The sequence below is a fragment of the Aliterella atlantica CENA595 genome, from assembly GCF_000952155.1.
Lineage (GTDB): Bacteria > Cyanobacteriota > Cyanobacteriia > Cyanobacteriales > Chroococcidiopsidaceae > Aliterella > Aliterella atlantica.
In genome coordinates this window covers 42,911-68,644 of sequence record NZ_JYON01000012.1, presented here as the reverse complement: position 1 = coordinate 68,644, position 25,734 = coordinate 42,911, and the positions used below count along the sequence as shown (strand labels likewise).

Below are 25,734 nucleotides of genomic sequence, written 5' to 3'. Positions count from 1 at the left end.
CTGTGAGCAAGGTAGAAGCACAGCTTCTACCTTTCTGCTATGGATCGATCCAGCGATCGTCTGCTTTGATCAAGTTAATCAACTCAGTCACGCCTTCAGATTCAGGCACTTTTTTGATTTCTTCCCTACCACGATACAAAGAAATAAACCCTGGCTGCTTGCCTACATAACCATAATCTGCATCTGCCATTTCTCCAGGACCATTAACGATACAACCCATAACGGCAATATCTAAACCAGTTAAATGTTTGGTTGCGTCTCGGACTTTGTGCAATACTTCCTCAAGATTAAATAAGGTACGACCGCAAGAAGGACAAGCAACGTACTCTACCATCGTTTTGCGTAAACCCAATGCTTGCAGAATGCTGTAGCACACAGGTATTTCTTTTTCTGGCGATTCAGTAATCGATACGCGGATTGTATCGCCAATTCCATCAGCCAGTAAGGGCGCTATCCCCGCAGTTGATTTGATGCGTCCGTATTCGCCATCGCCTGCTTCAGTAACGCCTAGATGCAAAGGGTAGTCCATTTTTAGTTCATCCATCCGCTGCACCATCAGACGGTAAGCAGCAACCATTACAGGTACGCGGGAGGCTTTGAGGGAAATTACTATGTTGCGAAAATCCAGAGATTCGCAGATGCGGATAAATTCTAAGGCTGACTCTACCATGCCTTTAGGAGTATCGCCGTAGGTAAATAACATTCGTTCAGCTAAAGAACCGTGATTGACACCAATTCTCATCGCTTTACCTTGATCGCGCAAAGATACTACTAATGGTTCTAGAGTTTCGCGGATTTTGTCGCCGATTTCGTCAAATTCAGCTTGGCTATATTCAGTATTTTTAGCTTTTTCAAATACATATAATCCAGGATTGATCCGCACTTTATCAACGTGCTTGGCAACTTCTAGGGCAATTTTCATGCCATTGTGATGTACGTCAGCAACTAGGGGTACGGGTTGATAAGTTGCAACCAATTTCTGTTTTATTTCTGCTAAAGCTTTGGCGTGCGCCATACTCGGTACGGTAACGCGGACAATTTCGCAACCGATTTCGTGCAAGCGGCGAATAGCGGCAACTGAACCATCTATATCTAAGGTATCTTCGTTGATCATTGATTGCACTACCACCGGATAGCCGCCACCGATAGTAATATTACCTACTTTAACTGGGCGAGTTTTGCGGCGATGAATAGTAGTGTCTGTTAATGGGCGGTTGGTTGTGGGGTTTGGCAATGTCTGCATAACCTGTTGGCTGTGTTATACGTAACGAAGATGTTAGGTTTATTATCTGTTTCCAGATTGACACAGTTAGGTTAAATTTAGCGAACCAACGCGATCGCACTTGTTAAACTTGTAGCAATTACTATTAATACTTGTTATGTCGCTTGCTAAAGATTTAGTGCCTACAGATGATATTATCTTTCCTCCAGGAGACTTATATAGCGACGAACCGCCTGTGGAAACAGATTTGCATTTGCGGCAGATAATCTTACTTTTACAGTGCCTTGACTGGTGGTGGCGATCGCGCGATGATTATTTTGCTACGGGCAACTTAACCATTTATTACAGTCCGCGTCAGTTAAAATCAGAGGATTTTCGCGGTCCTGATTTTTTTGTAGTCTTAGGCACTGAACGCAAAACTCGTAAAAGTTGGGTAGTTTGGCAAGAAGATGGCAAATACCCCAATATCATTGTCGAACTACTCTCTAAGAGTACCGCAGCCACCGATCGCAGCTTAAAAAAACAAATCTATCAAGATACTTTTCGCACGCCTGATTACTTTTGGTTCGACCCTGATTCGCTCGAATTTGCAGGTTTTCGTCTAGTTGGCGGTCAATATCAACCCATACAACCCAATCCCCAAGGTTGGCTGTGGAGTCAGCAGCTAAAACTGTATTTAGGCATTCATCAGCAAAAGCTACGATTTTTTACGGCAGAAGGGTTGTTAGTACCTACTCCTGAAGAAGTCGCCCAAGAACAAACGCAAAAGGCTGAAATTTTAGCCGCCAAGTTGCGCGAATTAGGTGTAGATCCTGACAATTTATCGTAATCATCCCATTGTGCGATCGCTCAAATTGTACCTTGGCGATCGCATTTTTTAATCTTCCGGCAGTACCCACTTAGGCGGTTCGCTCATTTTTTTTCGCAGCCGTTCTTCAGCGATTTCAAGCATCCGATCTAAAGAAGTTTCTTCAATAAACTTAGCTGACTCTTGCTTATATTCCAAATTTGGACATTTATCGCCTAAAACGCACCCATTAACGCAGGCTGTTTTGCAATCAATAGTTTGTTCTTGCATATACTCGATGTAGATACTGAAATGTCAGTTTTTAAGGGCAAGTTGTTATAGTTCAAATTATATAACTTTGCTATAGGCGATCGCATTAGTCTCAAGGTGGTAGCAATATTCAGCAAAAAGCGATTGAGCAACTTATAGCTAGGATAATAAAAGCTAGCTATCAGATTAAAAATGGCAAGATATACTTAGATGTTTGCTTCAGGTGAAACTATAGCCGCGATCGCCACTGCCATTGTCCCCCAACAAGGTAGTGTAGGCATTGTGCGCCTATCGGGTACGCAGGCGCTAGCGATCGCCCGCAGCATTTTTGCTACTGGTGGTAAGCAAGTTTGGGAATCGCACCGCATTCTCTACGGTTATATCCGCCACCCGCAGACGCAGCAAATAATTGATGAAGCGCTACTGCTGATTATGCTCTCTCCCCGTTCTTATACTCGTGAGGATGTAGTAGAGTTGCACTGTCACGGGGGAATTATGGCAGTACAGCAAGTATTGCAGCTATGTCTAGAACAAGGCGCAAGGCTAGCGCAGCCAGGAGAATTTACCCTAAGAGCATTTTTAAATGGCAGACTGGATCTCACCCAAGCAGAAAGCATCAATGACTTAGTAGGTGCAAAATCTCCCCAAGCGGCGCAGGCGGCTTTAACTGGATTGCAGGGAAAATTGCGATCGCCGATTAGTCAATTGCGGACAACTTGTTTAAATATTTTGGCAGAAATTGAAGCTCGGATAGATTTTGAAGAAGACTTACCGCCTCTAGATATTGAGGATATTACAGCCCAAATTGACCAATTACTAGCACAAGTAAGCAAAATTGTAGCGACTGCTGACCGAGGCGAGTTATTGCGTAGCGGCTTGAAAGTAGCCATAGTAGGACGACCAAATGTAGGCAAATCTAGCTTATTGAATGCTTGGAGTAAAAGCGATCGTGCGATCGTCACCGATTTGCCTGGAACTACCCGCGATGTAGTAGAGTCGCAGCTAGTAGTTAGGGGAATTCCAGTTCAAGTATTGGATACAGCAGGAATTAGAGCAACAGCAGATACAGTAGAAAAAATAGGCGTAGAACGCAGTTTATCAAGCGCTCAAAAAGCAGATTTAGTCTTGTTGACTATTGACGCTCAAGCAGGTTGGATAGATGCAGATCGAGAAATCTACGCGCAAGTCCAACAACGTCCTTTAATTTTAGTAGTTAATAAAATTGACCTAGTAGCCAATCCGCCACAAGTACCAGAAACTATTAACCAAGTAGTGCAAACAGCAGCAGCGCAAAATTATGGTATCGAAGCATTAGAAAATGCGATCGTGCAAACAGTGCAAGCTGGCGTACATAACGCAGATATGGACATGGCAATTAATCAAAGACAAGCAGCAGCCTTGACGCGGGCAAAAATAGCACTGCAAGAAGTGCAAAATGCGATCGCCGAAGCGTTACCTCTAGATTTTTGGACAATCGATTTGCGATCGTGCATCCAAGCTTTAGGAGAAATTACTGGAGAAGAAGTAACAGAATCAGTCCTCGATCGCATCTTTAGCCGTTTTTGTATTGGCAAATAAGTTGCGCCTTAGTATCACTACCTAACAGCGCAACTAAACAATGCTAGCGCGGACCAACAATTTTCCACGTAGTATCCGCTACACGACTAGGGTTGAGATAGGTTCCGCTCACTAAACTGTTACCGTCCATAAACCACACAGAAACATAACCGTCATCGCGTCGCCAGAGAATGTCTGTTTTGCCATCGTTATTGAAGTCACCTGTACCGACTGGCTTCCAGGCTGTATCTGCTACACGACTGGGATTAAGTAAAGAACCGCTAATTAAGTTTGCACCATTCATAAACCATACAGAAAGATAACCAGAATCGTGCCGCCAGAGAATATCAGTTGTACCATCGTTGTTGAAGTCGCCCGTACCAACTGGCTTCCAGGCTATATCTGTTACGCGACCAGGATTGAGTGCAGCACTGCTAATTAAGTTTGCACCATTCATGAACCACACAGAAACATAACCAGAATCGTGCCGCCAGAGAATGTCTGTTTTGCCGTCGTTGTTGAAGTCACCTGTACCAACTGGCTTCCAGTTGGTATCTGTTACACGGCTGGGATTGAGTGCAGCACTGCTAATTAAGTTTGCACCATTCATGAACCACACAGAAACATAACCAGAATTGTGTCGCCAGAGAATGTCTGTTTTGCCATCGCTGTTGAAGTCTCCCGTACCGACTGGCTTCCAGTTGGTATCTGTTACCCGACTAGGATTGAGTAAAGAACTGCTAATTAAGTTGGTCCCATCCATTAACCATGTAGAGAGATAGCCGCTATCTTGCCGCCAGAGGATGTCTGTTTTACCATCATTGTTAAAATCAGCGCGGGGTGCGTTGCTATTAAGATTGAGTGTAATATTTCCAGAGGCATTACCGTAACCATCTACAGCAATGCGATAAGTAGTACCAACTACAGCATTGAAAGTTACTGCACTTGTCAAACCTATAGTATCGTCATTAGCAGCAATTTGAGTTAATCCGCCGACTGAGGAACCTGTATAAACGCCAAGTAAAGTATCAAAATTGCTGCCTGCAGTTGTAATTGTTACGCTACCTGACCTTGTTGCCGTCCACGACCACCATACCGAACCGCCGCCACTATAACCAGCGTGATTGGGTTCGTTAGCTTCTTTAGTGGCATTCGTATTTGTTGCCGTGACAGCGATCGCTGCCCCGCCAATTGCTCTACTATTAGCAAAGTTATCGTTAGCAGGGCGAGTAATTGTCGTACCAGTAGCAGCCAGCAGATTCAAACGCGGCTTAGTAATCCCATTTTTGGCATCTGTTATTGGCACACCTGTACTTGTGATTCTAGAAATAGTTTGGTCTACAGTATCTAAGGGAAACTGCGATCGCAATACGGCTACTGCACCTGCTACGTGTGGTGTTGCTTGCGATGTTCCAGACATAGTAATACCTGCCGCGGTAATTGCCCAACCAGGAGCAAGCACAGTTAAATAATTAGCGCTGTTAGAAAAGCAAGTTACGCGATCGCTAGCAGTTATAATGTCCTCACATCTAGACCAGCCTGCGGAACCTACATCAGAGACATACACTGCACCTACTGAAACTGCACTAGGAGCGCAAGCTGGTTCGGAAATTCCATTACTATACCCGTTGTTTCCCGATGCAACTACAGGCACAATTCCAGCCGCTCTAGCATTAGCAAAGGGTGTAGCATAGGCACTATCTGAACAAGTCGATGCATTGCTGACGCTATCACCCAAACTCAAATTCATTGCTACGATGTTGTAGGTCGTCTTGTTTTGAATTGACCAGTTGATAGCAGCAATAACATCCGAATCGTAAGCACCGCCACCTTGAAAAACATCAAGAGCAGCAATCTGGGTTCCAGGCGCTACCCCAGCTACAATTCCCGCGACATTAGTTCCGTGATCGTTATCATCTAAACTACCATCGTCACCGCCGAAGTCTTGAGCAAAGACAACTTTACACCCAGTTTGTCCAGGACTAGCACAAGAACCAAAAGCAGAGCGAGTATAGTCTACTCCTGTATCAAGTACCGCAACTGTTGTGCCGCTACCTATTCTACCTGCTGCCGCAACTGGCGGTTGACCAATTTGAGATAAACTTCGATCTAAAAACAACTGTCTTTTTTCATTTTTATGGACTCTCACAACTTCTGAGTTGGCGAGGAAACGGTTTAAAGCTGCTGATGATTTGAATCGAATCAAAGACATTGGCAGATGGCTGTAATCTTTAATTACCTGTAGTTCTTTTGTGCCTACAGTTGCTAAAACTTGCTGTTTTTTATTTGCAAATTGTGCTGCTTTAAAAGATGATATTTGTTTGCTGTCTTGAGCTAGGGTTTCTTGTTGGCGTAAAGTAGTTGCCTGTTTTTGAATTTTGCTGTCGTTATAAATAACAATTAAATCTTGGTTTTCACCTGCTGCCAAATTTTCCAAAGTACCTAATGGAGCTTTGGCTGCTGCTTGATTTTGGCTAGAGGGAACTTGTTGCGAATTAGCAGGCTTTATCAGTAAAGAGTTGCCTACAATAGCTAACGATAAGTATGAGATAGAAGATAAATATAATAAAGAAGAACGGATTTTTGCAGCCACTTTCATAAACAGCTATATAGTTACTACACTATATAACTCCAACTAATAAGCAAATCGCTTCAGTGAAATTGCTGTTTTTAATATTAAATTTTGCTGAGAGTGACCTTATGATTTTCAACAAATGCATGAAGTAGCACTAAATTTTTAGAGAGTATACAACTTTATTGTATAACTACGTAATTCACAATTTTAGTTGTGAATAAATAGGTTTGTATTAGCTTGTAGCTTTATCTAAACTTTATAAAATAACTATTAGCTCCTAGTTTCTACCGATCGCTCTAAAAAAGTGTTGTTAAGGTTGCAGTACATCCATAACAATAAAAGTCCAAATAATACTGTTATTATTAATTATTAAATCGCTGTATTTGGGATAAAAAAAGCAAAAACTGCCAGCATTCTAGCACTAGGTACACAACCGCACAGCTTGAAAACATTACTATCACAAAGATGCAAACAACGGTATTTTTTAAGCAGTCATTAGGGTTGTTGTGCCTTGGTATTTCTACTCAAGAGCGCAACCGAAACAAAGATTGGCGCGGACCAACAACTTTCCAGGTTGTTTCCGCTACTTCACTAGGATTGAGCAATGTACTACTAAATTAAAAAGAGCAGCAGTTTTAAAATATCTACAAATTAACAAACTTTTACAGAAAAATTCACCGAGAAAATACTGAATTTATAATTTTATATCAGATAAACGCAATTGTACAATATATAACATTCACAAAATGACTATTAGCTCTTGGTTTTTATCGAGTGATTTAAAATTACAAGGCGTTTGTGCAGTCGAAATCAGTTAACTGATTTCAATAATTAGCAGTTTAGCTCCTGCCAATTTTAAATAAAATTAAATACAAAATAATTACTAATTCATAATTATTAGGACACAAACCTTTTTCTTATTGGGAAGATGAAAAGAGAGCAGGTAAGCTTAAACTAAGCCAATCAAGTTAAACTCTCTTCATGCGTCACAACGCAGCTTGATTGACTCCCCCACCTCCACAACCTACCCCGCCCTAACAAAAAACAACTCTTACCACTCAATATTAACTTCTTCAACCACTTGCCGAAATGCTTCAACTATGGGCGATGGGAGGACGCATCGCCATGCACAAGCATACTATAAACGCAACGCGCTAGATCGTAAGTAAGCACGCATGAATTCGTTAATATTATTTTCGGTTGAAGCGTTGTCTGAGAATCCTATTTTCACCTAATAAATCTTCTGGATTCTCGTAGCCTTCGAGTAATTCATCCAATTGTTCTGGTCGAAATGTTATAGGTGTGCGTCTTTAATCCATTAGTTCATTAGATCTGGTTTACGCTCTTTTGAGACAAACACTTATACAATTCATTCACGTCAGTTAACCGTAGGTAAAAGGTAACGTTCGTGCGGTTAAAAAGCTTTGCTCAGTTACCTGACTCCATTGCATCAGGACTTGACGAGTAGATAGAAATGAATCAATAGTTCGCTTCGTCAAGCGATCTCCACGCGATCGCATTTCTGATATTACCTCACCAGAAGCATTTCCTAACGCCTTCATTACATCTGGTGGCAACTGTCGAACCTGGACATTATTATAATCGCGGATTAACGTTTGAAGCGCTCTGGCATTCCCAGCATTGGCTTCTGCGAAACCCTGGTCGTATTCTGCTTGGGCAGCGATCGCCACAATCTGCTGTAAGTCGGTTGGTAATGCTTCATACTCTGCCTGATTCACAACTAATTCAACTAAGCCGGAGGGTTGGTTATAGGATGGGAAATAATAATATGGTGCGATTTTTTGCAAACCATAGTGTAGATCGACTAGCGGACCGACAAACTCAAATCCACCTAGCTTTCCTGATAGCATAGCTTGACGAATTTCCTCTAAGTCCATCGATACTGGGCGGACTCCCAATTTAGATATAACATCTGCGGCTACGCCTGTCGTGCGAAATCGCATACCTTTTAAATCGTTCAACGTATTAATTTCATTGCGGAACCAACCGAAGGACTGTGCGCCTAATGAACCTGCTGGAAAGGGTTTCACGCCAAACAGAGCATATGCCTCATCCCACAGCTTTTGTCCGCCAAAGTAGTGCAGCCATGCGCTCATTTCATTTTGAGTGAACCCATAGGGAACGACAAAGAAAAATTCCAATACTGGAGACTGAGTTCGCCAATCGTATGCCAGACTGCGGCTCATTTCTACAGTGCCACTGCTCACTGCCTTCAGTGTCTCAGAAAAAGGAACGACAGTATCTGGAGGCAATACTTCTATTACCAATCGCCCTCGGCTCATGGCAGCAATGCGATCGGCTAATCGCTGTCCGGCAGCAAGTTGATCGGGGAAGGTTTTATCCCAGCGAGACACCATGCGCCAGCGAGATTCTGCTGACTGAGCCTTTGCCGTTTGATGCGTCTGAGTGCCGATTGAGATCGCCGCTGCTGCAGAAGCAGTTGCACCGAGTAAAAAATTGCGACGCTGAGTTGAGCTTTTGCGCTCCATACCATAACCTCCTGATGAATAGGTAACAAAGGGAATGAGTCGAGAAAGGTGAGAATTATTTATTGAATGATGCAAAACTTAAAAATCACTACATCTCTTAACATAAGAGTAGGTAATTAATACTGTCCAATGCTTATTTGTCCTGTCATTAATGTTTTGAAGTTATTAATCCGCTATGGAACTTCACGATCTTCGGTACTTTGTTGCGGTGGCAGAAGACTTGCACTTTGGTCGTGCAGCCCAGAGATTGCACCTGACTCAGCCTGCTCTGAGTCGGCAGATTCAGGCTTTAGAAGCAGAATTGGACGTACAGTTGTTTGGGCGCACTAAACGCAGCGTACAACTGACGCTCGCCGGACAAACTTTTTTTGAGGAAGCCAAGCAGATTCTTCGCCATACAGAACAAGCGATTCAAACAACTAAACGGGTTGCACGAGGAGAAGTCGGACGATTGCGATTGAGTTTTACTGCCTCGGCACTGCGAAGCGTTCTCCCAGAAATTGTGCAAGTATTTCGCGATCGTTATCCCGATGTGCAACTGACGATGAACGAACGCTGCACGCACGATCAGCTAGCTGCCTTTCACAGTCATCAGGTGGATGTGGGCTTTCTCTATCCCCCCGTTGACGAGAAATTGCTTACTCTGCAACCGATTACTGAAGAAGTTTGGATTGTTGCCTTACCGAAAGGACACAATCTGGCTAAACGAAAACATCTAACTCTAAATATGCTCGCCAACGAAGCATTTATTCTGCATCCGCGTCAGGAAGGTGCAGCATTCTACGATCGCATCGTTGGATTGTGCGAACAAGCAGGTTTTTATCCCAATGTAGTGCAAGAAGTTGAAACTAGCCAAACAAGAGTCGGTTTAGTTGCCGCAGGGATGGGAATCACATTTGTGCCAGAACATCTGCAAAACGTCGGCGACACAGCGGTGATTTATCGACGATTAAAGGGGGCTGCACCAAAATTACAACTGGCGATCGCTCGTCGTCGCGATAATTTCTCGCCCATTGTGCAGCAGTTTCTCCATGTAGTTGAAGAACTCAGTCAAAAATCTGGTAAGGAGTCTGTGGCATGAGGGCTTTAACAAACAAATTACTGGTGCGGGCAGGTTTAGCTCGGATTCAACGGTTTCACTCGTAGATCGACTGTTTTACCACCGCAAGATCCGCGTTTGACTTACTACTCTTCACTGACTGATGGGACAACAGTTGCACGGGCAAAAACTGCCAACCAAGTCAATGGATGTCGTAATTGAGCAATGAATACTTTGGAATGGTTGGAGTATTCCGCGATTGGCGCTCCTTGCAAGGCAGATATATCCTTGGCTAGAGGTGATGCACATTCTCGGATTTTCTGTATTAGTTGGCTGCATTACTATTTTCGATTTGCGATTGTTGGGTTACTATCGTCGCCTTTCTATTGCTGACGGCGTAATCTACCTATTGCGGCTAGCACAGATGAGCTTTGTTGTCGTAGCTGTGTCAGGATTACTGCTGTTTGCCGCTCAAGCAACTCTATTAGCTGTAAACCCAGCCTTTCGATTTAAGTTGCTACTACTGGCGATCGCCCTAATAAATGCAGCCTTTTTCCACTGGCAGTTTTCTCGATCGCGCCAAATTAAACAATTCATTTCTATAATAGCGATCGCTATTATCTCCTTACTCGTTTGGACGGGAATTATCATTTGCGGGCGCTTCATTGATACTGTTGGCGAATTGAGAAGAGCTATCGAGTTTTCGGTCTAAGGAGCAGAAATCTTGAATAGCGAGTGGGAGCTAAAGGAATACCATTAACCCAAGCATCGAGACGACATAAATTAAGCGCCGCAGCGATCAAAATATGTTGTAAGTGGGTTTTTACCAAACCAACATAGCGAGATTGGCGCAGATTTGACCGTCGGATGCCTTGAGACAAAGTACCTTCTATGCCAGCCCAGTGACAATAAATCTGTAAAAATTCTGAGGTATTTTGAACTGCACGGCGATGGCTCAGAGCAAGATATTCATTTTGACTGCGAATGGTCAGTCCTCTCGGTTGTGTTTGAGCGCGGGTACATCGGCTCTTGGAAGGACAAGCACGGCAAGCTGACTGAGCGAAGCGGATATCAATTATAGGTTGCCCACTCTCATCAACTTTTTCTGACCAAGTTTGGCTTTGATGTCCTTTTGGACAAGTGGCTACCTGTTTGTCCCAATCAATCTGAAACTGGTTGCTTGCAAATTTGGGGTGATGGTGAGCTTGCCAACTCGGATCGCTGCCAACTGGACTAACAAGTTCAATCCCGTAGTCAATCTGACTCTTGACCAAAAGCTTTGCATTTACATAACCCCGATCCATTAAATGCTCTTTTGGTAGCAAATCTCGATCGGATAACGCTTGATGAATTGGTTCTACCACCGCCTCGTCAGTGAGGGTTGATGAAGTTGTGTGAACATGGGTAATGAAGTGAGGACAGTCCTCATCGCAACTCTCTGTAACATGAGCCTTATATCCTACCCAATTGACACTTCTTTTAGAACTGTAGTGAGCTTCGATGTCATAAGGAGAATGAATAGCGATCGCGCTTGGAGGCATATCTTTAGGGACTCGCCATTGAACTTTACTATCTATAGGTGCATAGAATTGTTGTACCCAAACAAGGCGCAGGATTTCGACGGCGCAATGGCAACGTAACCATTCTGGGGCATTAGGAGCAAAAATTGCTTTGAGTAGGGCAAAACCATCAGCACCGATCTGATTTGCTAATGATTCTCTTTCCGAATCTAGTTTGGGCAGACGGTAGTTTTCCATTCGTCTGCCATAGCGGTCGAACCATGCCTTTTTTAGATGTTTGATTAACCAGTCGGGGGCAGAACGTGCCAAACTATTCAAGGCTGCCCGAAACGTCTCCCCCAAAGTTTATAACCGATTGAGAGGGCGAATCGCTGCGAGGATATGAGTTGAATCGGTGCGTTGTCGTTGATGCCCTGTTAAAAGCCCTTGCGAGCGCAATTGCTCTAAAATTCGCTCTAGTAATAGTTCTTCTTTCCCTCCTGTAATCAAACGTTGACGAAACTCACTTCTTTACCGAAAAATTGAAGCCAGCGTCGTCCAAAGGAAGAGAAAGGGCATACTTCCAATCAATCCGTCCCCGAACGGCATCGGCGGCTTGACGATCTGACAAGTTCTCTATGTACTGCATCACACATATCAAGGCTAACCGCCAAGGGGACCTTAGCGGGTTGTCCTCGTACTGAAAATAGGTCGGTAAAGTCTTCATCTATGTAGATACTGCCCAAGGTGTCTCGAATCTGTAAATAAATATTTCCTTTGGTCAAAGCGGCACGGGCTACGGCGGCTGTAAAGTCAGGAACCGGAGGAATATTTTGGGGCTTCATCGACATGGGACACCTCCATCTATTCATAGATTGTTGCTCTGATTTTACTCTTGCTCGATTATTGAATCCCACCAAAAAATTACATTATCCAAACTGTCACTTCTTGCCAGTTCGATTTGACTATAAGTTGCTTTTTTGGCTTTTTCTTGAATTCGCCAACAGTATCTTCATTGCTTACACCTGAGCTTATCTGCCATCAAGTGAAAAGATTGATATTCAATTCGTTTTTGCATCTATCCCACTAATTTCAAAAATCCTTTGTAGGAACAGGCGTTTGAAAAAGAAAGCATCAAAACACCTAGTATCGGCAATTTTGAGGGGTACTATATAGAACGCAAGTCCCCCAGAATTGGGGGATTTAGGGGGTGCTCTTGGCTTCATGCAAGAGGTATATTCATCTTGATTCCTCTTTACAACTCAAAACTATTCTTTATTCGTCTTTCAACTTAAAACTAATTTAACCGCCCATCCCAGGAATTAAACTACCGCTAAGACGCTTGAGAGCGCGCCCTGCAACATCGCCATATTTCATCTCTCCACAGAGAATTTGACCCATGCGTTGAGTAGCAGAAGGACGCTTGACACCGACTTTATAGCCAACTCCAGGAATGCGATAGAATACTCCAGCTAACCTTTGCGCCCACACCATATCAGCGCCCCATTCTTCGGTAATTACCTGAGTGTAATTTTCTAAAGCATTAATGTCACCTGCGATCGCTTTATCCATCGCTTCAGCAGCCTTCAAGCCGCTAAAAATCGAAGGACGAATCCCTTCAGCAGTCATCGGATCGACTACGCAAGCTGCTTCACCAGCCAAAACTGCATTTTGGGTATGCAACCTTTGATTGCCATCCCACAAGCATAAAGGATGCCCGTACTGCTTGGTAGTTTTCAAATCGATGCCGAATAACGTACTATATTCGCTCAAGATTTTCTTAAAGTCTTGTCCTTCACCACCTCGGAACGTACCGATACCAATAGAATAACCATCAGCTTTGGGGAAGTTCCAAATATAACCATTTTTCACCATGCCAAACTCAAAGTGAGCAATATTACTATTGACCACGTTAGCGGGTGCTTCAGCTTCTAAAGCTCCGCCCAAACGGCGCACTCGTTCTTTAAAACCTAATAATTTTGCCATTGGTCCTTTAGCACCATCGGCAGCAATAATAAATTTGCCTGTAAAAGCACCATTGCTAGTATTAACTTGCCAAGCATCGTTTTGAAACGCAATACTTTTAACTTCGGTACTATCTTTGAGTTCTGCGCCTTGTTTTTGTGCCTGTTGAATCAAAAAGTGGTCGAAGACATCGCGCCTTACCATCCACATCGGTTCTGGTGTTTGCAGCCCAGCTTGTACCGGATCGCCCATTTTCCAAGTGAAGCGAATTGTGTCTACCTTGGTAGAAATAGCTGGGGAAAAGTCAAAATCGAACCATTTGGCGACTTGTGGCGATACTCCACCGCCGCAAGGCTTGTAACGTGGTAGCGATTCTTTCTCTAACACTAAAACCGAACGCCCCCGTTTGGCTAAATGATAAGCTGCTGTGCCACCTGCGGGACCTGCGCCAACAATAATGCAATCGTACATAAGACTAAGTTTTGCTCCCTTTTTATCCTGCTACTGGTACATAGCCTGAAAAGACTGTAACTAATTTATCCTCTTTCTTAACAAAACTTTTAGAAATTGCCAAAAGACAATTAGCGATCGCAGCCAAAATTGCCTCAGACTGAGAAAATCTTAAATAGTATTTTGCATAGGTACATTGTGACTTTTGTAAGCCTATCGGCACAAACCCAAAACCGTAAAGCCGATCACCTGCGGATCTGTCTGGATGAAGACGTACAATTCCATACCAACACCAACGGCTTAGAACGCTATCGCTTTACTCATTGCTGTTTGCCAGAAATAGATCGTCAGGATATTAGTTTAACTACAACGTTTTTAGGCAAACAACTGTCAGCACCGCTACTAATTTCTTCAATGACAGGCGGTACAGAACAAGCAGGAATTATCAACCACCGCCTAGCGGAAGTTGCCCAGCATTATAAAATTGCTATGGGTGTAGGTTCCCAACGAGTAGTAGTAGAAAAGCCCCAAGTCGCCTCTACTTTTGCAGTGCGATCGCAAGCTCCCGATATTCTCCTCTTTGCCAATTTAGGGGCTGTCCAACTTAACTACGATTACGGCTTAGAGCGATGCCAGCAGATTGTCGATTTGCTAGCTGCCGATGCCCTAATTTTGCATCTCAACCCCCTACAAGAATGCATTCAAACTACAGGCGATACTAATTTCGCTTACCTGCTTGACAAGATAGCTACATTATGTGCTAAGTTGCCTGTACCAGTAATTGCCAAAGAAGTAGGCAATGGCATTTCTGGAGTAATGGCAGAAAAACTGCTAGCTGCGGGAGTAACGGCAATTGATGTTGCAGGCGCAGGGGGGACATCGTGGGCAAAAGTGGAAAGCGAACGCGCTGAAAATCCCTTGCAAAGAAGGTTAGGCACAACATTTGCTGATTGGGGATTACCCACAGCAGAATGTATTACCAGTATTCGGGCGAAGTTTCCTCAAGTACCTTTGATTGCTTCTGGAGGATTGCGTCATGGCTTAGATGCAGCTAAAGCTTTAGCACTAGGAGCAGATCTTGCTGGGATGGCTTTACCTTTTTTGCAAGCGGCTGCCGAGTCAGAAGCAGCACTTCATGAGTTAGTAGAGGTATTGATAGCAGAAATAACCACCGTACTATTTTGCACTGGCAATACTACGATAGAACAACTCAAACACTCTAGAGCTTTGCAAAGCTTAAAATAACTACTAGCTTGTAAATCTGTAGCAATTGCTTTTTTGAGGCTAGATTAGAAGCTTAACGCAACTCAAGCAATTAGGGCGATGCCTTAAACCAGTGGTCAGAAGCAAAGCCAAGAGCTAACACTCAAAGGAAGATCGCAAAAATGCGTAACTTTATTAAACAAACCTTCGCAAGTGTAATAGGCAGCTTGCTGGGACTATTTATTTTCTGTGGAATAAGCATTACAGGACTGCTGTTACTATTAATTGCGGTTGGTTCGCAAGATAAAGGTCCGCAGGTAAAAAATAAATCTGTATTAGTATTCGATTTAGCTTTGAACATCACTGATTCTAAGCCCAACTCAAGTACCAGTGCGGCATTTCAAGAAGCATTATCAGGCGAAGATCGCAACAGAGTTACTCTGCGGACAGTTTTAGATAGCTTAGAAAAGGCACGACGAGATCCAAAAATTGTCGGTATTTATTTAGATGGAAGTAGAAGTTCGGATAATAGCACCGCAGGCTACGCCACCCTCAAAGAAGTACGTGCGGCTTTAGAAAGATTCCGCGCTGCGGGTAAAACCATTGTTACCTACAACTTAGGCTGGAGCGAACGAGATTATTACCTCAGTTCGGTAGCCAACAAAATCGTCCTAAATCCTTTAGGCTCAATGGAAATTAATGGTTTGAGTTCTCAGCCGCTATTTATATCGGGCGCATTGCAAAAGTATGGCGTAGGCGTGCAAATCATTCGGGTAGGAAAATTTAAATCAGCAGTAGAACCGCTAATTTTAACTAAACTCAGCCCAGAAAATCGCCAACAAACAGAGAAATTACTAGGAGATGTTTGGGCGCAGTGGCGCAGCGATGTAGGCAAAAGCCGCAATCTCAGTCCTGCTAAATTGCAAGAAATCGCCGACAATCGCGGTATTTTAGAAGCAGAGGAAGCCCGCACTAATGGGTTAGTCGATAAACTTGGCTATTTTGATGAAGTTTTAGGCGAACTCAAGCAGTTAACTGACAGCAAAAATGATAAAACTTTTAAGCAAATTAGCTTAGTAGATTATGCTGAAGTTCCTGGGACATCGTTGAGTGGAGAACGCAATTCTAAAAATCAAGTAGCGATTGTCTACGCTGAAGGCGAAATTGTTGACGGACAAGGTGGTGTAGGGCAAGTAGGCGGCGATCGCTTTGCCAGAGTATTCCGTAGGCTTAGACAAGATGATAATGTTAGAGCGATCGTGTTGCGCGTCAATAGTCCTGGAGGTAGCGCTACCGCATCAGAAGTAATTCAGCGCGAACTGAGGCTAACAGGAAAATCAAAGCCTGTAGTAGTGTCGATGGGCGATGTTGCTGCTTCTGGTGGCTACTGGATATCTACTGACGCTAACCGGATTTTTGCCGAACCTAACACAATTACAGGTTCAATTGGCGTATTTGGTGCGCTGCCCAATTTCCAGAAACTAGCAAACAACAATGGCATTACTTGGGATGCAGTCAATACAGGTAAGTATGCCGACATCCAAACCGTTGCCCGTCCAAAATCGCCTCAAGAGCTAGCAATTTATCAAAACTCCGTTAACCGACTTTACAGTTTATTTTTGACTAAAGTTGCTGAAGGTCGCAAGCTACCCCAAGAAAAAGTAGCAGAAATTGCTCAAGGGCGGGTATGGTCGGGAGTTGCTGCCAAAGATATTGGTTTAGTAGACGAAATTGGCGGTATTGATGCAGCTATTAGTTATGCAGCCAAACAGGCAAAATTAGGCAACAATTGGCGCATCCAAGAGTATCCCGAAGTGCGTACCTTTGAACAAAGATTATTAGGGCAATTAGCTGGCGAGGCAAAAGCATTCATCAGCGGCGATGCAGCATCTCAGTCGCCACCGCAAGATCCCTTAACGGCTCAACTTGGTAAGATTCAGCAGGAATTATCTGTACTCCAAGCTATGAACGATCCATTGAACGTTTATGCCCGTTTGCCATTTAACCTAGAAATTGAATAAATGTAGAGACGTAGCAATGCTACGTCTCTACAGAGATTGGTAGGGTGCGTTTTCAAAACGCACCCTACTGCTATGTTTCTACATCATTCGTATATCTATCGGTAGAATCACGGTTGCATTCTGCCCACTTCTCTATAAAATGAGGAAAAGTTATTGAATAAAAACCCAATTTTACACATCCCCCTATGGATAGAAAAAACCAACGCCTTGCCTTACTCGTAGTTTCCTGTAGCGCTGCTGGGGTAATTTTAGGAGGCAGTGCTAGCTGGGCAGAAAGCAATCAGTGCTGGCAATCTAACGCGGTAACTAACGACTGTTTAACGCAAGATCCAGTAGTTAAGACTATGCAAGGTATGAGTACGGGGTTGATCGCAGGCGTAGTTGCAGCGGGGGCTGCTGTTTGGCAAATCAAACAAGATTAACAGTTATCTTTATCCTCTAATACTAATTGCGCCAGCGATCGCCGCCGCCGCCGCCGAAGTAAAAGCCGAACCAAATAGCCACCAAGCAGCGGTTTCTGCTACTTTTTGGGCTGCTTCCGCTTGTTCTTGGGCTTGTAGTTGGCGCGTTTGTTCGATTAATTGCTCTAGTTCTTGGCTAAGTTGCACAGATTTCTCTTCCAATTGGGCAGGCAAAAGTTGCGCGATTACACCTCCATTTTCGGTAGTTTTTTCGGGTGGCTGACCCCATAATCGCTGCCAAAACGCATCAAATTGTTCCATCGCTAGACTAACGTCATTTTTAGAAAAGTCTGTGCGGCTGCTTACTAAATCAACAAAAGTCTGTCGCCCGATATTTTGAATATGGTTTTCGCGGGCGATTGATTGCATTTCTGGATCGGTAATTAATTTTTCAAATTCTTGTTGCAGTTCTTGACGATCCTCTAAAGGTATTCTCAGTTGCTGCAAATAATTGGCGATCGCCTCGCGGCTTGAGTTGCGATCTATAGAAGAACTAAGTTCGCGGCGCACTGTAGCGGCGGCAGCTTCGGCGGTAGAGACAACGCGATCGCTTACTTGTTTTGCTCCCAAAGCAACGGCTGCTGTACCGATGATTCCTTGCAATCCTGAAGTAGCTGAGTTGACTACTGTACCAATAACTGAGCCTACAGTAGTTAAACTCGTCCAAATTAACAGGGCGAAGTAAGTTGCCCAAATTACTAGCCCTAAAATTGCGCCTAACATAGCGTCATGCAAGAAACTCAGCTTGACAGCCAAGTAACAAGCGCCAAATAAAGTAATACTAAAAGTTCCTAATGTTCTTAGCCCAACTATTGTCCCGATTTTGTCGATAGTTTCATCTAAGCTATCTGTGCGATCGTCCGGTTGTTCGGTTTCCGAGTAAGAAATGCCCAAAGCAATGAAAAAGTTAGCCAAAAGCAACTGAAAGGCGAAAGCTAGCACTATTCCCGCCAATAAGACTAAAAAACCTTGAGAACCAGAAAGTACAGGATTATTCGCCTCTGGTATTGCCACTTGCAAAAGCCCAGCCTGAATATAGCCCAGTTCCAATGTTCTTCCCACCCACTGCAACATAAAATTTTGTTAGTTTTGTCACCATATAAGGATTTGATAATACTTTTGCTTTGATATATGTCTCATCCTAATGACTGAAAAGCAATTCCTAACTTTAGGCACTCGATTTGAGCAAATATTTGCGCTTAAATAGATTAACGGCTCAGTTGTTAGGGCATAAAGTTTAATTTTTATTTCCTGCTGCTTTTTTTACTGGCTGCTATCACAGGCAAACCAGTAAACTTTGTATGTGTCGAGCAGCTTTAGAGCGATATATATAGTTGAGGCGGAATTTGCATTGGCGGTGATGTTTAAATAAGAAAGAGTGTCTTTTTTAAGCATCGGCGAACAATTTACAAGTTTTTCAGTCCGCTCCTTAAGTACCATTGCAGGCAAAAAGCTGCTGCGTATGCGGCTAAAACTTTGTTGCTGTGTAGTGGAGCGATCGCACGCAGTTGGTTTTGATGGGTGAATTATTAGAAAAAAGTGGGCAAACTAGAGATAGTAAGCTCAAGCAACTGTTATTTACAGCAGTCTGACAATCTCAAGCAAGGTGATTTACGTAAACTAGGTTGACGCTCTATGAATACTCACACATTTGGTAATCATTATATTACTTGCCCAATTTGCCAAAGAAGCGGCAGCCTGAAGTTGGTCAAGATGTGCAACGGACTATATACTTGCAAGTCTTGTCAGGAAAGGTTAGTAGTAACTTGGAGCGGTCATTATGTCCGCGATCCCTTTAGCGGTAAACAAGTAGTAATTGCTCAACTACTGCGCCGTCAAAGCCATCCTTGGGCAAGATTTTTAAGAGATATCAGCTTACTTAAACGTCCTATTATGTTTATTGCTCTTAGTGCTGTAATTTTTGGCGCTAGTGTTTTGACAATAGAAAGCACTCGTCAGCCAAACTCAGTTCAGCAGGTGGTAGAACAAGGTAACGAGCCGCCTAAACCACAGGTGGAATAATTCGTAATTAATAAAACTTTAGATACTGTGGATTGAGCTTACGATTTTAATTGTGGGGATTAGGAAGGCTCGAATTACTACTTTGCCGTTTAACTAGCGTCCAACCTGTAGTTGTGCCTAGTTGCTGTAAAGATTTTAGTTGTAGGCTTTTTAGTGTAGGTTGGTCTAGGAGAAAGTAAGGATCTTTTTGCTGTTGCCAGTATAGTTGGAGTTGCTCTTGACTTGCTGGGGAAATTTGGCGATCGCTATAAAAATTCAAAGCAGGGCGGTTGTAGGGGTAGGATGTGTAAATTTGCGCTCCCACTGGTGTATGACTTTGAACGAGCGCTGCTACAGGCTTGACTGGGTAAGCTTCGGCTAACTCCCATACCCAATGGCGAGAAGTCATTAGTAGTGTTAAGGCAAGATAGCAACCCCAAAATAGAACTAAGATAAATTGGCGATCGCTTTGGGCAACTAAAATCGCCGCCAGCGTCATTGTCGCGGCTACTGCGACTAATATTAGTTGTACTTGTCTGTCTTGGGCTGGACTCAGATCGCTAAAATACAAGCTCCCAAACCAACCTACTCCAGCTAATAATGCCAAAAATAAGGTAATTGCGCGGGGATATTTAGCTAGATAAGATATATGCCAAAATTCAGTTAGTTGCACTCCTACAGCCAAAGCAAATGCTGGATACACAGGTAAGACATACCAAGGTAATTTGGTTGTCATAGCTGAAATTGCTAGTGAGTAAACTCCTAACCAGACTAAAATCAGCTTGCTGTAACTAAGATTGCGATTTTGCCAAATTAACTTTAATCCTGACGGTAAAAATAGCAGCCAGGGAAAAGAGTATTTAATAATTTCTAAAAGATAATACCAAGGTGGCTGAGTATGATTTTCTACTCCTTGCCAAATCCGGCTCAAAGATTGCTGGACAATTGCGCGATCGGTAAACAAATTACCATAGTGCAACCATTGAGCTACATACCAGCAAATTACAGGCGCACAGCCGATCGCAATTCCCCTCCACAAATACCCGCTACTGAGCAAGCGCGGCGTATCCCACACGAGAAATAATAAGGCAATAGCGCCTAATAATACGCCCAAAAGCCCTTTAGTAAAGCAAATTAGTCCGAATCCAATTCCTACGCCCAAGCAATAGCGCAAATTGCGGCGGCTACGCAATACGCACAAAATTGTCAATATAAAGAAACACAATACAGCCCCATCTAACATCGCTAATCTACCGTGACGGACTACAGGCAGCATGGTGAGGTAAACTAAGCTAGCAAAAATTGCCGTTGTCCTTTGCGGAAATATTTCTCGACCGATAGTGTAAAGTAGCGGTACGGAGATGGCTGTCAAAATTGCTCCTGGTAAGCGCGATGTCCATTCATTTACCCCACCTATACGGTAAGTTAAAGCAATTAGCCAATGCATCAAGGGCGGTTTATTTAAATAAGATTCGCCGCCTGATGTCGGGTACAGCCAACCGTCTGAACCGATGGGAGTGCGGGCAATTTCGCGGGCAACTTGGGCAACTGTACCTTCATCCCAGTCGCGCAAGGGTAGCGAGCCTAAATTAATCGTAAATATTAGTAATGCGGCTAATAGTAGAGCGCAGATGCATAACAAATCTAGCTGGCGATCGCTTTGACGAGTCCATTTATGCTGTAAACGATGCATGGAAATTTATACTCGCTAGTTAAAAGATAAACATAACTTGGAGTTGCCAAGTTTCATCTTGACGCAAAAGTTCAATTTGGCGAATAAATTCTCGAAAATAAAAGCGGCGCTCAAATTCAGATAAGTCGAGCCAAAATTGAGGTATAGATAAGGCTTGAGCTACAGAACGCAAGTTTACAGGCGGTAGGGTTGCTAGTTGTGCTTGCACCTCGGATATTTCGCTGCGGAGTTTGTAGGCGCGTAAAGCTGATGTTTCTGCGTCTAATATGCCGTTTTCTACTAAGTCTGGAAGTTGGTCGAGAATTTCTTGCTGGCGGGCGATCGCTTGCTCGTAGGAATTTTTTACTGCATCCAACTGAGGTAAATTTTTGCCTGCTACTGCTAGGGGTAAGTCGTGGCAGATTGTGGCGATTGTTTGCTGCAATACTTCTTGATAAGCGATCGCTTTACATTTGGGCAGATGGGGGCAAGCTGTAGGACGCAGGTAAAGATATTCGTCTGTTTTGCGGGGTTTGGTGACGCTGACAACGGTCATGGGTGACTGGCACGATCTGCATACTACTAAACCAGCTAAAGAGCGGTTAGCGCTGGCTGTACGGGGCGGTAGGCGACGGTTGCGGTACAGGAGGCGATCGACTTGGGCAGCTTCTTCTCTGGAAATAATCGGCGTGTGGGTGTCGATGAGAATTTGTCCGTCTTGATAGGCTGTATCGCCTCGATATACGGGGTTAGTTAGCCAGCGTCTTCCGGTAGTGACGGAGATTTTTTTGGCGTATTTTTGGGCTAGGTAGCGGACTGCGCCTCGCAGGGAACCGTAGAGGAGAAATTGCTCGAAAAAGTCTTTGACTACTGGGGCTGTGGTGCGATCGATCGCGTAGCGGTTCCTGATTCTGCGGTAGCCGTAAGGGGTTTTCCCTGGCGGGGTAAGGGCGTTGATGCGGTTGCGGGCGTGTCCTTGGCGGATGCTGCTGCTGCGCTGTTGGTACTGGATTTGTTGCAGGAGTTGGAGTATATCTGCTTTGGGGGTGGTTTGTTCGGTGGCGATGATTTTGATGTTGAGAGATTCTAGGAGCAGAAGGCGATTTGTGATTTCGGCGATCGTGTCTCCTAGTTGGTCTAGGCGACTGATGAGTAGGTAGTCTGGGGTGTCGGTTTGGGCTGCTTTGAGGAGTTGTTGGAGTTGGGTGCGTTTGCCTATGTCTTGGTAGGTTTTGTCGGGTTCCCATCCCCAGATGTTGGGGTCTGGAGGGGGTTCTAGGAGTGGGTTGGTGTAGGTGTAGGCGATGATTTTCATGGGCGAACCGCAGAGGTAGGAGTTTAGAGTTAGGTTAGTTCGATAATGTTGTCTCCTCTTCAATTACGAATTACGAATTTTATAGTTGGGCTAGTTCAATGATGTTGTTATTTCCTCTTCAATTACGAATTACGAATTACGAATTACGAATTTTATAGTTGGGTTAGTTCAATGATGTTGTTATTGCCTCTTCAATTACGAATTACGAATTACGAATTACGAATTTTATAGTTGGGCTAGTTCAATGATGTTGTTATTTCCTCTTCAATTACGAATTACGAATTACGAATTACGAATTTTATAGTTGGGTTAGCTCTATGATGTTGTTGTCTGGATCTTTGGTGAATAGGGCTGCTCTACCGGAGGCGCTGGGCTGGATTGGGCAGTTGTGTGCCTGGAGTTGGGTTTTGGCGGATTCTAAGTTGGTGACGGTGAAGGCTATATGGGGGTTGCGTCCCCATTTTTCTGGGTTTTGTATTTGGGTTGTTGTGGTTTTGTCTTCTATGAGGTGGAGTTGGAAGTTACCGATTTGATACCATGTTCCAGGATATTTAAGATTTCGCTCTATTTTGGCTAATCCTAAAATGTCGGTGTAAAAATGTTCGGCTTTTTGCAGGTCGGTTACTAATATGGCGGTGTGAAAGCATTGGGCGATTTGCATGGCATTTTTTGTGAGGTTTAGTTCTTAACGGCTGTTGGGAAATACAAATTGTTCGCTTTATGTGACTAAAATTTTTGACTTTTGACTTTTGACGCGCGGATTTTAGAGGCTTCCTCTAAAATTAGATAACGCGTTCACTTTTGACTTTTATCTCAATTGTGTTACAAAAACATCAGGCTATCTTACAAGACGCATCATGGGTAATACTTTTGGACATTTGTTTCGCGTTACTACTTTTGGCGAGTCTCATGGTGGTGGTGTTGGGGTGATAATTGATGGCTGTCCTCCTCGTCTGGAGATTACAGAGGCGGAGATTCAGTACGAGTTAGACCGCAGGCGACCTGGACAAAGTAAAATTACGACACCGCGTAAGGAAGCTGATACTTGCGAGATTCTTTCGGGGGTGTTTGAAGGTAAGACTTTGGGTACGCCGATCGCAATTTTAGTGCGAAATAAGGATACTCGTCCTCAAGATTATGATGAAATGGCGCAAAGCTATCGCCCTTCTCATGCTGATGCGACTTATGATGCTAAGTATGGTATTCGCAATTGGCAAGGTGGCGGACGTTCTTCTGCTAGGGAAACTATAGGACGAGTTGCAGCAGGTGCGATCGCTAAAAAAATTCTTGCTAGTTTTTCTGGGCTAGAAATTGTTGCCTATGTTAAACGGATTCAGGATTTGGAGGCTGTTGTCAATCCTGATAATGTTACTTTGGCGCAGGTTGAAAGTAATATTGTCCGCTGTCCTGATGCTGAATGTGCCGAACGGATGATCGAACGCATCGAACAAATTGGACGTATGGGCGATTCGGTAGGTGGTGTGGTTGAATGTGTCGCCCGTAACGTGCCAAAAGGTTTGGGTTCTCCTGTGTTTGACAGGGTAGAGGCGGATATTGCTAAGGGTGTGATGTCTTTGCCTGCTACTAAGGGGTTTGAAATTGGTTCGGGTTTTGCCGGAACTTTGCTTACTGGTAGCGAACATAATGATGAATTTTATACTGATGAGCAGGGTGAAGTCCGCACTGCAACTAATCGTTCTGGTGGCGTTCAAGGTGGTATTTCTAATGGGGAAAATATTATCCTGCGCGTGGCTTTTAAACCTACTGCTACTATCCGTAAAGAGCAACGTACGGTGAACAAGGAAGGTGAGGAAATGCTGCTAAAAGGTAAAGGTAGGCACGATCCTTGCGTACTTCCTAGAGCGGTTCCTATGGTAGAATCTATGGTTGCTTTGGTATTGTGCGATCATCTATTACGGCATCAAGGGCAGTGTAAGGTATTGTAGCGTTGCGATCGCATTATTATTTTGTAGGATAGCAGAAATATTTATTCTACAATTTAATAAATGTACTAAACTCATGACGAGCGCAACTAATCTTTCAACTGCAAAGAAAATAGCAACTAAATTCAGCAATTTACCTCAAGTTATAGCTGTTACTTTAGCAGGCTCTCAAGTTGCTAACGTTTTCGATAGTTTCTCCGATTTAGATATTTATGTTTATACTCGCGCGGAGATTCCTACAGATTTTCGAGCAAATATTGCTAGAGAATTTGCTACCCGAATAGAAATCGATAATCAGTTTTGGGAACCTGGTGATGAATTTGTAGATATCAATTCTGGACGCGGAATTGATATTATGTATCGTTCGCCTGATTGGATTGAGTCGCAATTAGAGAATGTATTAGTAGAATATCAAGCATCAGTTGGATATTCTACCTGTTTTTGGTGGAATATCGTGCATTCAAATCTCTTATACTCTCGTGATGGTTGGTTTGAAAAGTTGCAACGAACAGCAAATCAACCTTATCCTGAACTGTTAAGGCGAGCAATTGTTGCTAAAAATTATCCAATTTTACGTAAGAATATCTCTTCTTATTTTCACCAAATAGAAGTAGCAATTAGCCGTAACGACATCATAGCTATAAATCATAGAATAGCAGCTTTAATGGCTAGCTATTTTGATATTATTTTTGCTGCAAATTATGTATTACATCCTGGAGAAAAGCGTTTAATCCAATATGCTAAAAGTTTATGTAGCAAATTACCTGTTGGCATGGAAGAAAATATAAACGAAGTTATTAGTGCTTCTTACCTATCAGAAAATCAAAGCTTATTAGCAAAAATTAATATACTCATGGATGCTCTAGATCGTCTCTTATCTAATGAAAAGTTATTGGTATAGGGAAAGTACAATTGCTATTAATTTAGCGATTGCAAGAATAGAATGCTACAAAATAATTAAAAAAGTTTTAAATATTTATAAATGAAATTTATTACATTATTAGGATTAATTGCTGGCACATTAACAACGATCGCTTTTATTCCCCAGTTAGTCAAAGTTTGGCGTTCTAAGTCAGCTAAAGATATTTCTCTAAATACGCTAGTTATTTTTAATACAGGCGTTTTGCTGTGGCTAATATATGGAATTTACTTGCAAGCTGTACCGATTATTGCGGCTAATGGCTTGACTTTGATTTTTAACTCGATAATCGTATGGCTTAAAATTAGATATGAGTGACACTAAA

At 43.3% G+C, this 25,734-nt stretch carries 20 protein-coding genes and 1 pseudogene; 11 read left to right on the top strand and 10 right to left on the bottom strand.

Going from position 1 to position 25,734, the window contains the following annotated elements:
- Nucleotides 1-37: 37 nt before the first annotated feature.
- Nucleotides 38-1,243 carry a (E)-4-hydroxy-3-methylbut-2-enyl-diphosphate synthase gene (ispG, locus tag UH38_RS12710; RefSeq protein WP_045055030.1) on the bottom strand — a complete coding sequence of 402 codons (1,206 nt, stop codon included), beginning with the start codon at nt 1,241-1,243 and terminating at the stop codon, nt 38-40.
- 136 nt (nt 1,244-1,379) lie between these two features.
- On the opposite strand from ispG, the gene UH38_RS12705 reads away from it, so the two are divergent.
- Nucleotides 1,380-2,051, top strand: coding sequence for a Uma2 family endonuclease (locus UH38_RS12705; protein WP_045055029.1), 672 nt, complete (start codon nt 1,380-1,382; stop codon nt 2,049-2,051).
- Nucleotides 2,052-2,099: 48 nt separating this feature from the next.
- Here the strand turns inward: UH38_RS12705 and UH38_RS12700 are convergent, their stop codons facing one another.
- Nucleotides 2,100-2,300, bottom strand: a complete 201-nt coding sequence (locus UH38_RS12700) for a hypothetical protein (RefSeq protein WP_045055028.1) — start codon at nt 2,298-2,300, stop codon at nt 2,100-2,102.
- A 189-nt stretch (nt 2,301-2,489) separates the two neighbouring features.
- Between UH38_RS12700 and mnmE the strand changes: the two genes are divergently transcribed.
- Nucleotides 2,490-3,857 carry a tRNA uridine-5-carboxymethylaminomethyl(34) synthesis GTPase MnmE gene (gene mnmE, locus UH38_RS12695; protein ID WP_045055027.1) on the top strand — a complete coding sequence of 456 codons (1,368 nt, stop codon included), beginning with the start codon at nt 2,490-2,492 and terminating at the stop codon, nt 3,855-3,857.
- Between the two features lie 43 nt (nt 3,858-3,900).
- On the opposite strand, the gene UH38_RS24840 is transcribed toward mnmE, so the two are convergent.
- Nucleotides 3,901-6,429 carry an FG-GAP-like repeat-containing protein gene (locus UH38_RS24840; RefSeq protein ID WP_235355233.1) on the bottom strand — a complete coding sequence of 843 codons (2,529 nt, stop codon included), beginning with the start codon at nt 6,427-6,429 and terminating at the stop codon, nt 3,901-3,903.
- A gap of 1,364 nt (nt 6,430-7,793) precedes the next feature.
- The gene (locus UH38_RS12685; RefSeq protein WP_045055026.1) at nt 7,794-8,921 is read right to left on the bottom strand and encodes a TRAP transporter substrate-binding protein; all 1,128 of its coding nucleotides are present in this window, start codon (nt 8,919-8,921) and stop codon (nt 7,794-7,796) included.
- Nucleotides 8,922-9,096: 175 nt separating this feature from the next.
- On the opposite strand from UH38_RS12685, the gene UH38_RS12680 reads away from it, so the two are divergent.
- Nucleotides 9,097-10,002, top strand: coding sequence for a LysR family transcriptional regulator (locus tag UH38_RS12680; protein ID WP_045055025.1), 906 nt, complete (start codon nt 9,097-9,099; stop codon nt 10,000-10,002).
- A 217-nt stretch (nt 10,003-10,219) separates the two neighbouring features.
- Nucleotides 10,220-10,672 (top strand): hypothetical protein, encoded by a 453-nt coding sequence (locus UH38_RS12675; protein ID WP_144405674.1) that lies wholly within the window; start codon nt 10,220-10,222, stop codon nt 10,670-10,672.
- On the opposite strand, the pseudogene UH38_RS12670 reads toward UH38_RS12675, so the two are convergent.
- Both UH38_RS12670 and UH38_RS12665 read right to left on the bottom strand, forming a co-directional pair.
- Nucleotides 10,653-12,310: pseudogene (locus UH38_RS12670) on the bottom strand (IS1182 family transposase). The gene UH38_RS12675 and the pseudogene UH38_RS12670 overlap by 20 nt on opposite strands.
- Nucleotides 12,311-12,761: 451 nt before the next feature.
- Nucleotides 12,762-13,895 (bottom strand): geranylgeranyl reductase family protein, encoded by a 1,134-nt coding sequence (locus tag UH38_RS12665; protein WP_045055023.1) that lies wholly within the window; start codon nt 13,893-13,895, stop codon nt 12,762-12,764.
- A 177-nt stretch (nt 13,896-14,072) separates the two neighbouring features.
- Between UH38_RS12665 and fni the strand changes: the two genes are divergently transcribed.
- The 3 genes from fni to UH38_RS12650 all read left to right on the top strand — a co-directional run bounded on the left by fni (nt 14,073) and on the right by UH38_RS12650 (nt 17,520).
- Nucleotides 14,073-15,119: a type 2 isopentenyl-diphosphate Delta-isomerase gene (gene fni / locus UH38_RS12660; RefSeq protein WP_235355232.1), complete on the top strand. Its 1,047-nt coding sequence runs from the start codon at nt 14,073-14,075 to the stop codon at nt 15,117-15,119.
- A 140-nt stretch (nt 15,120-15,259) separates the two neighbouring features.
- On the top strand, nt 15,260-17,098 hold the full coding sequence (gene sppA / locus UH38_RS12655; protein ID WP_045055022.1) for a signal peptide peptidase SppA: 1,839 nt from the start codon (nt 15,260-15,262) through the stop codon (nt 17,096-17,098).
- A 185-nt stretch (nt 17,099-17,283) separates the two neighbouring features.
- Nucleotides 17,284-17,520, top strand: coding sequence for a hypothetical protein (locus tag UH38_RS12650; RefSeq protein WP_045055021.1), 237 nt, complete (start codon nt 17,284-17,286; stop codon nt 17,518-17,520).
- A 9-nt stretch (nt 17,521-17,529) separates the two neighbouring features.
- Here UH38_RS12650 and UH38_RS12645 read toward each other — a convergent pair whose 3' ends face one another.
- On the bottom strand, nt 17,530-18,633 hold the full coding sequence (locus UH38_RS12645; protein ID WP_052672371.1) for a hypothetical protein: 1,104 nt from the start codon (nt 18,631-18,633) through the stop codon (nt 17,530-17,532).
- A gap of 561 nt (nt 18,634-19,194) precedes the next feature.
- On the opposite strand from UH38_RS12645, the gene UH38_RS12640 reads away from it, so the two are divergent.
- Nucleotides 19,195-19,581: a hypothetical protein gene (locus tag UH38_RS12640; RefSeq protein ID WP_045055020.1), complete on the top strand. Its 387-nt coding sequence runs from the start codon at nt 19,195-19,197 to the stop codon at nt 19,579-19,581.
- Nucleotides 19,582-19,627: 46 nt separating this feature from the next.
- Here UH38_RS12640 and UH38_RS12635 read toward each other — a convergent pair whose 3' ends face one another.
- From UH38_RS12635 to UH38_RS12625, 3 genes are all read right to left on the bottom strand, one after another.
- Complete coding sequence (locus UH38_RS12635; RefSeq protein WP_045055019.1) at nt 19,628-21,253, bottom strand: ArnT family glycosyltransferase; 1,626 nt, start codon at nt 21,251-21,253, stop codon at nt 19,628-19,630.
- Between the two features lie 19 nt (nt 21,254-21,272).
- Nucleotides 21,273-22,547: a recombinase family protein gene (locus UH38_RS12630; protein WP_045055018.1), complete on the bottom strand. Its 1,275-nt coding sequence runs from the start codon at nt 22,545-22,547 to the stop codon at nt 21,273-21,275.
- A gap of 298 nt (nt 22,548-22,845) precedes the next feature.
- Nucleotides 22,846-23,208 (bottom strand): VOC family protein, encoded by a 363-nt coding sequence (locus UH38_RS12625; RefSeq protein WP_045055017.1) that lies wholly within the window; start codon nt 23,206-23,208, stop codon nt 22,846-22,848.
- Between the two features lie 196 nt (nt 23,209-23,404).
- Here UH38_RS12625 and aroC point away from each other — a divergent pair, with 196 nt between their 5' ends.
- The 3 genes from aroC (at nt 23,405) to UH38_RS12610 (ending at nt 25,727) form a co-directional block, all read left to right on the top strand.
- A complete protein-coding gene (aroC, locus tag UH38_RS12620) occupies nt 23,405-24,493 on the top strand; it encodes a chorismate synthase (protein WP_045055016.1) in 1,089 nt (362 codons plus the stop codon).
- A 73-nt stretch (nt 24,494-24,566) separates the two neighbouring features.
- Nucleotides 24,567-25,391 carry a nucleotidyltransferase domain-containing protein gene (locus UH38_RS12615; RefSeq protein ID WP_045055015.1) on the top strand — a complete coding sequence of 275 codons (825 nt, stop codon included), beginning with the start codon at nt 24,567-24,569 and terminating at the stop codon, nt 25,389-25,391.
- Between the two features lie 81 nt (nt 25,392-25,472).
- Nucleotides 25,473-25,727 carry a SemiSWEET transporter gene (locus tag UH38_RS12610; protein ID WP_045055014.1) on the top strand — a complete coding sequence of 85 codons (255 nt, stop codon included), beginning with the start codon at nt 25,473-25,475 and terminating at the stop codon, nt 25,725-25,727.
- Nucleotides 25,728-25,734 lie beyond the last annotated feature (7 nt).

Bases quoted from the DNA above. Each gene is read 5' to 3' on its own strand.
- ispG (WP_045055030.1), bottom strand. From the start codon at position 1,243: ATGCAGACATTGCCAAACCCCACAACCAACCGCCCATTAACAGACACT.
- UH38_RS12705 (WP_045055029.1), top strand. From the start codon at position 1,380: ATGTCGCTTGCTAAAGATTTAGTGCCTACAGATGATATTATCTTTCCT.
- UH38_RS12700 (WP_045055028.1), bottom strand. From the start codon at position 2,300: ATGCAAGAACAAACTATTGATTGCAAAACAGCCTGCGTTAATGGGTGC.
- mnmE (WP_045055027.1), top strand. From the start codon at position 2,490: ATGTTTGCTTCAGGTGAAACTATAGCCGCGATCGCCACTGCCATTGTC.
- UH38_RS12685 (WP_045055026.1), bottom strand. From the start codon at position 8,921: ATGGAGCGCAAAAGCTCAACTCAGCGTCGCAATTTTTTACTCGGTGCA.
- UH38_RS12680 (WP_045055025.1), top strand. From the start codon at position 9,097: ATGGAACTTCACGATCTTCGGTACTTTGTTGCGGTGGCAGAAGACTTG.
- UH38_RS12665 (WP_045055023.1), bottom strand. From the start codon at position 13,895: ATGTACGATTGCATTATTGTTGGCGCAGGTCCCGCAGGTGGCACAGCA.
- sppA (WP_045055022.1), top strand. From the start codon at position 15,260: ATGCGTAACTTTATTAAACAAACCTTCGCAAGTGTAATAGGCAGCTTG.
- UH38_RS12650 (WP_045055021.1), top strand. From the start codon at position 17,284: ATGGATAGAAAAAACCAACGCCTTGCCTTACTCGTAGTTTCCTGTAGC.
- UH38_RS12645 (WP_052672371.1), bottom strand. From the start codon at position 18,633: ATGTTGCAGTGGGTGGGAAGAACATTGGAACTGGGCTATATTCAGGCT.
- UH38_RS12640 (WP_045055020.1), top strand. From the start codon at position 19,195: ATGAATACTCACACATTTGGTAATCATTATATTACTTGCCCAATTTGC.
- UH38_RS12635 (WP_045055019.1), bottom strand. From the start codon at position 21,253: ATGCATCGTTTACAGCATAAATGGACTCGTCAAAGCGATCGCCAGCTA.
- UH38_RS12630 (WP_045055018.1), bottom strand. From the start codon at position 22,547: ATGAAAATCATCGCCTACACCTACACCAACCCACTCCTAGAACCCCCT.
- UH38_RS12625 (WP_045055017.1), bottom strand. From the start codon at position 23,208: ATGCAAATCGCCCAATGCTTTCACACCGCCATATTAGTAACCGACCTG.
- aroC (WP_045055016.1), top strand. From the start codon at position 23,405: ATGGGTAATACTTTTGGACATTTGTTTCGCGTTACTACTTTTGGCGAG.
- UH38_RS12615 (WP_045055015.1), top strand. From the start codon at position 24,567: ATGACGAGCGCAACTAATCTTTCAACTGCAAAGAAAATAGCAACTAAA.
- UH38_RS12610 (WP_045055014.1), top strand. From the start codon at position 25,473: ATGAAATTTATTACATTATTAGGATTAATTGCTGGCACATTAACAACG.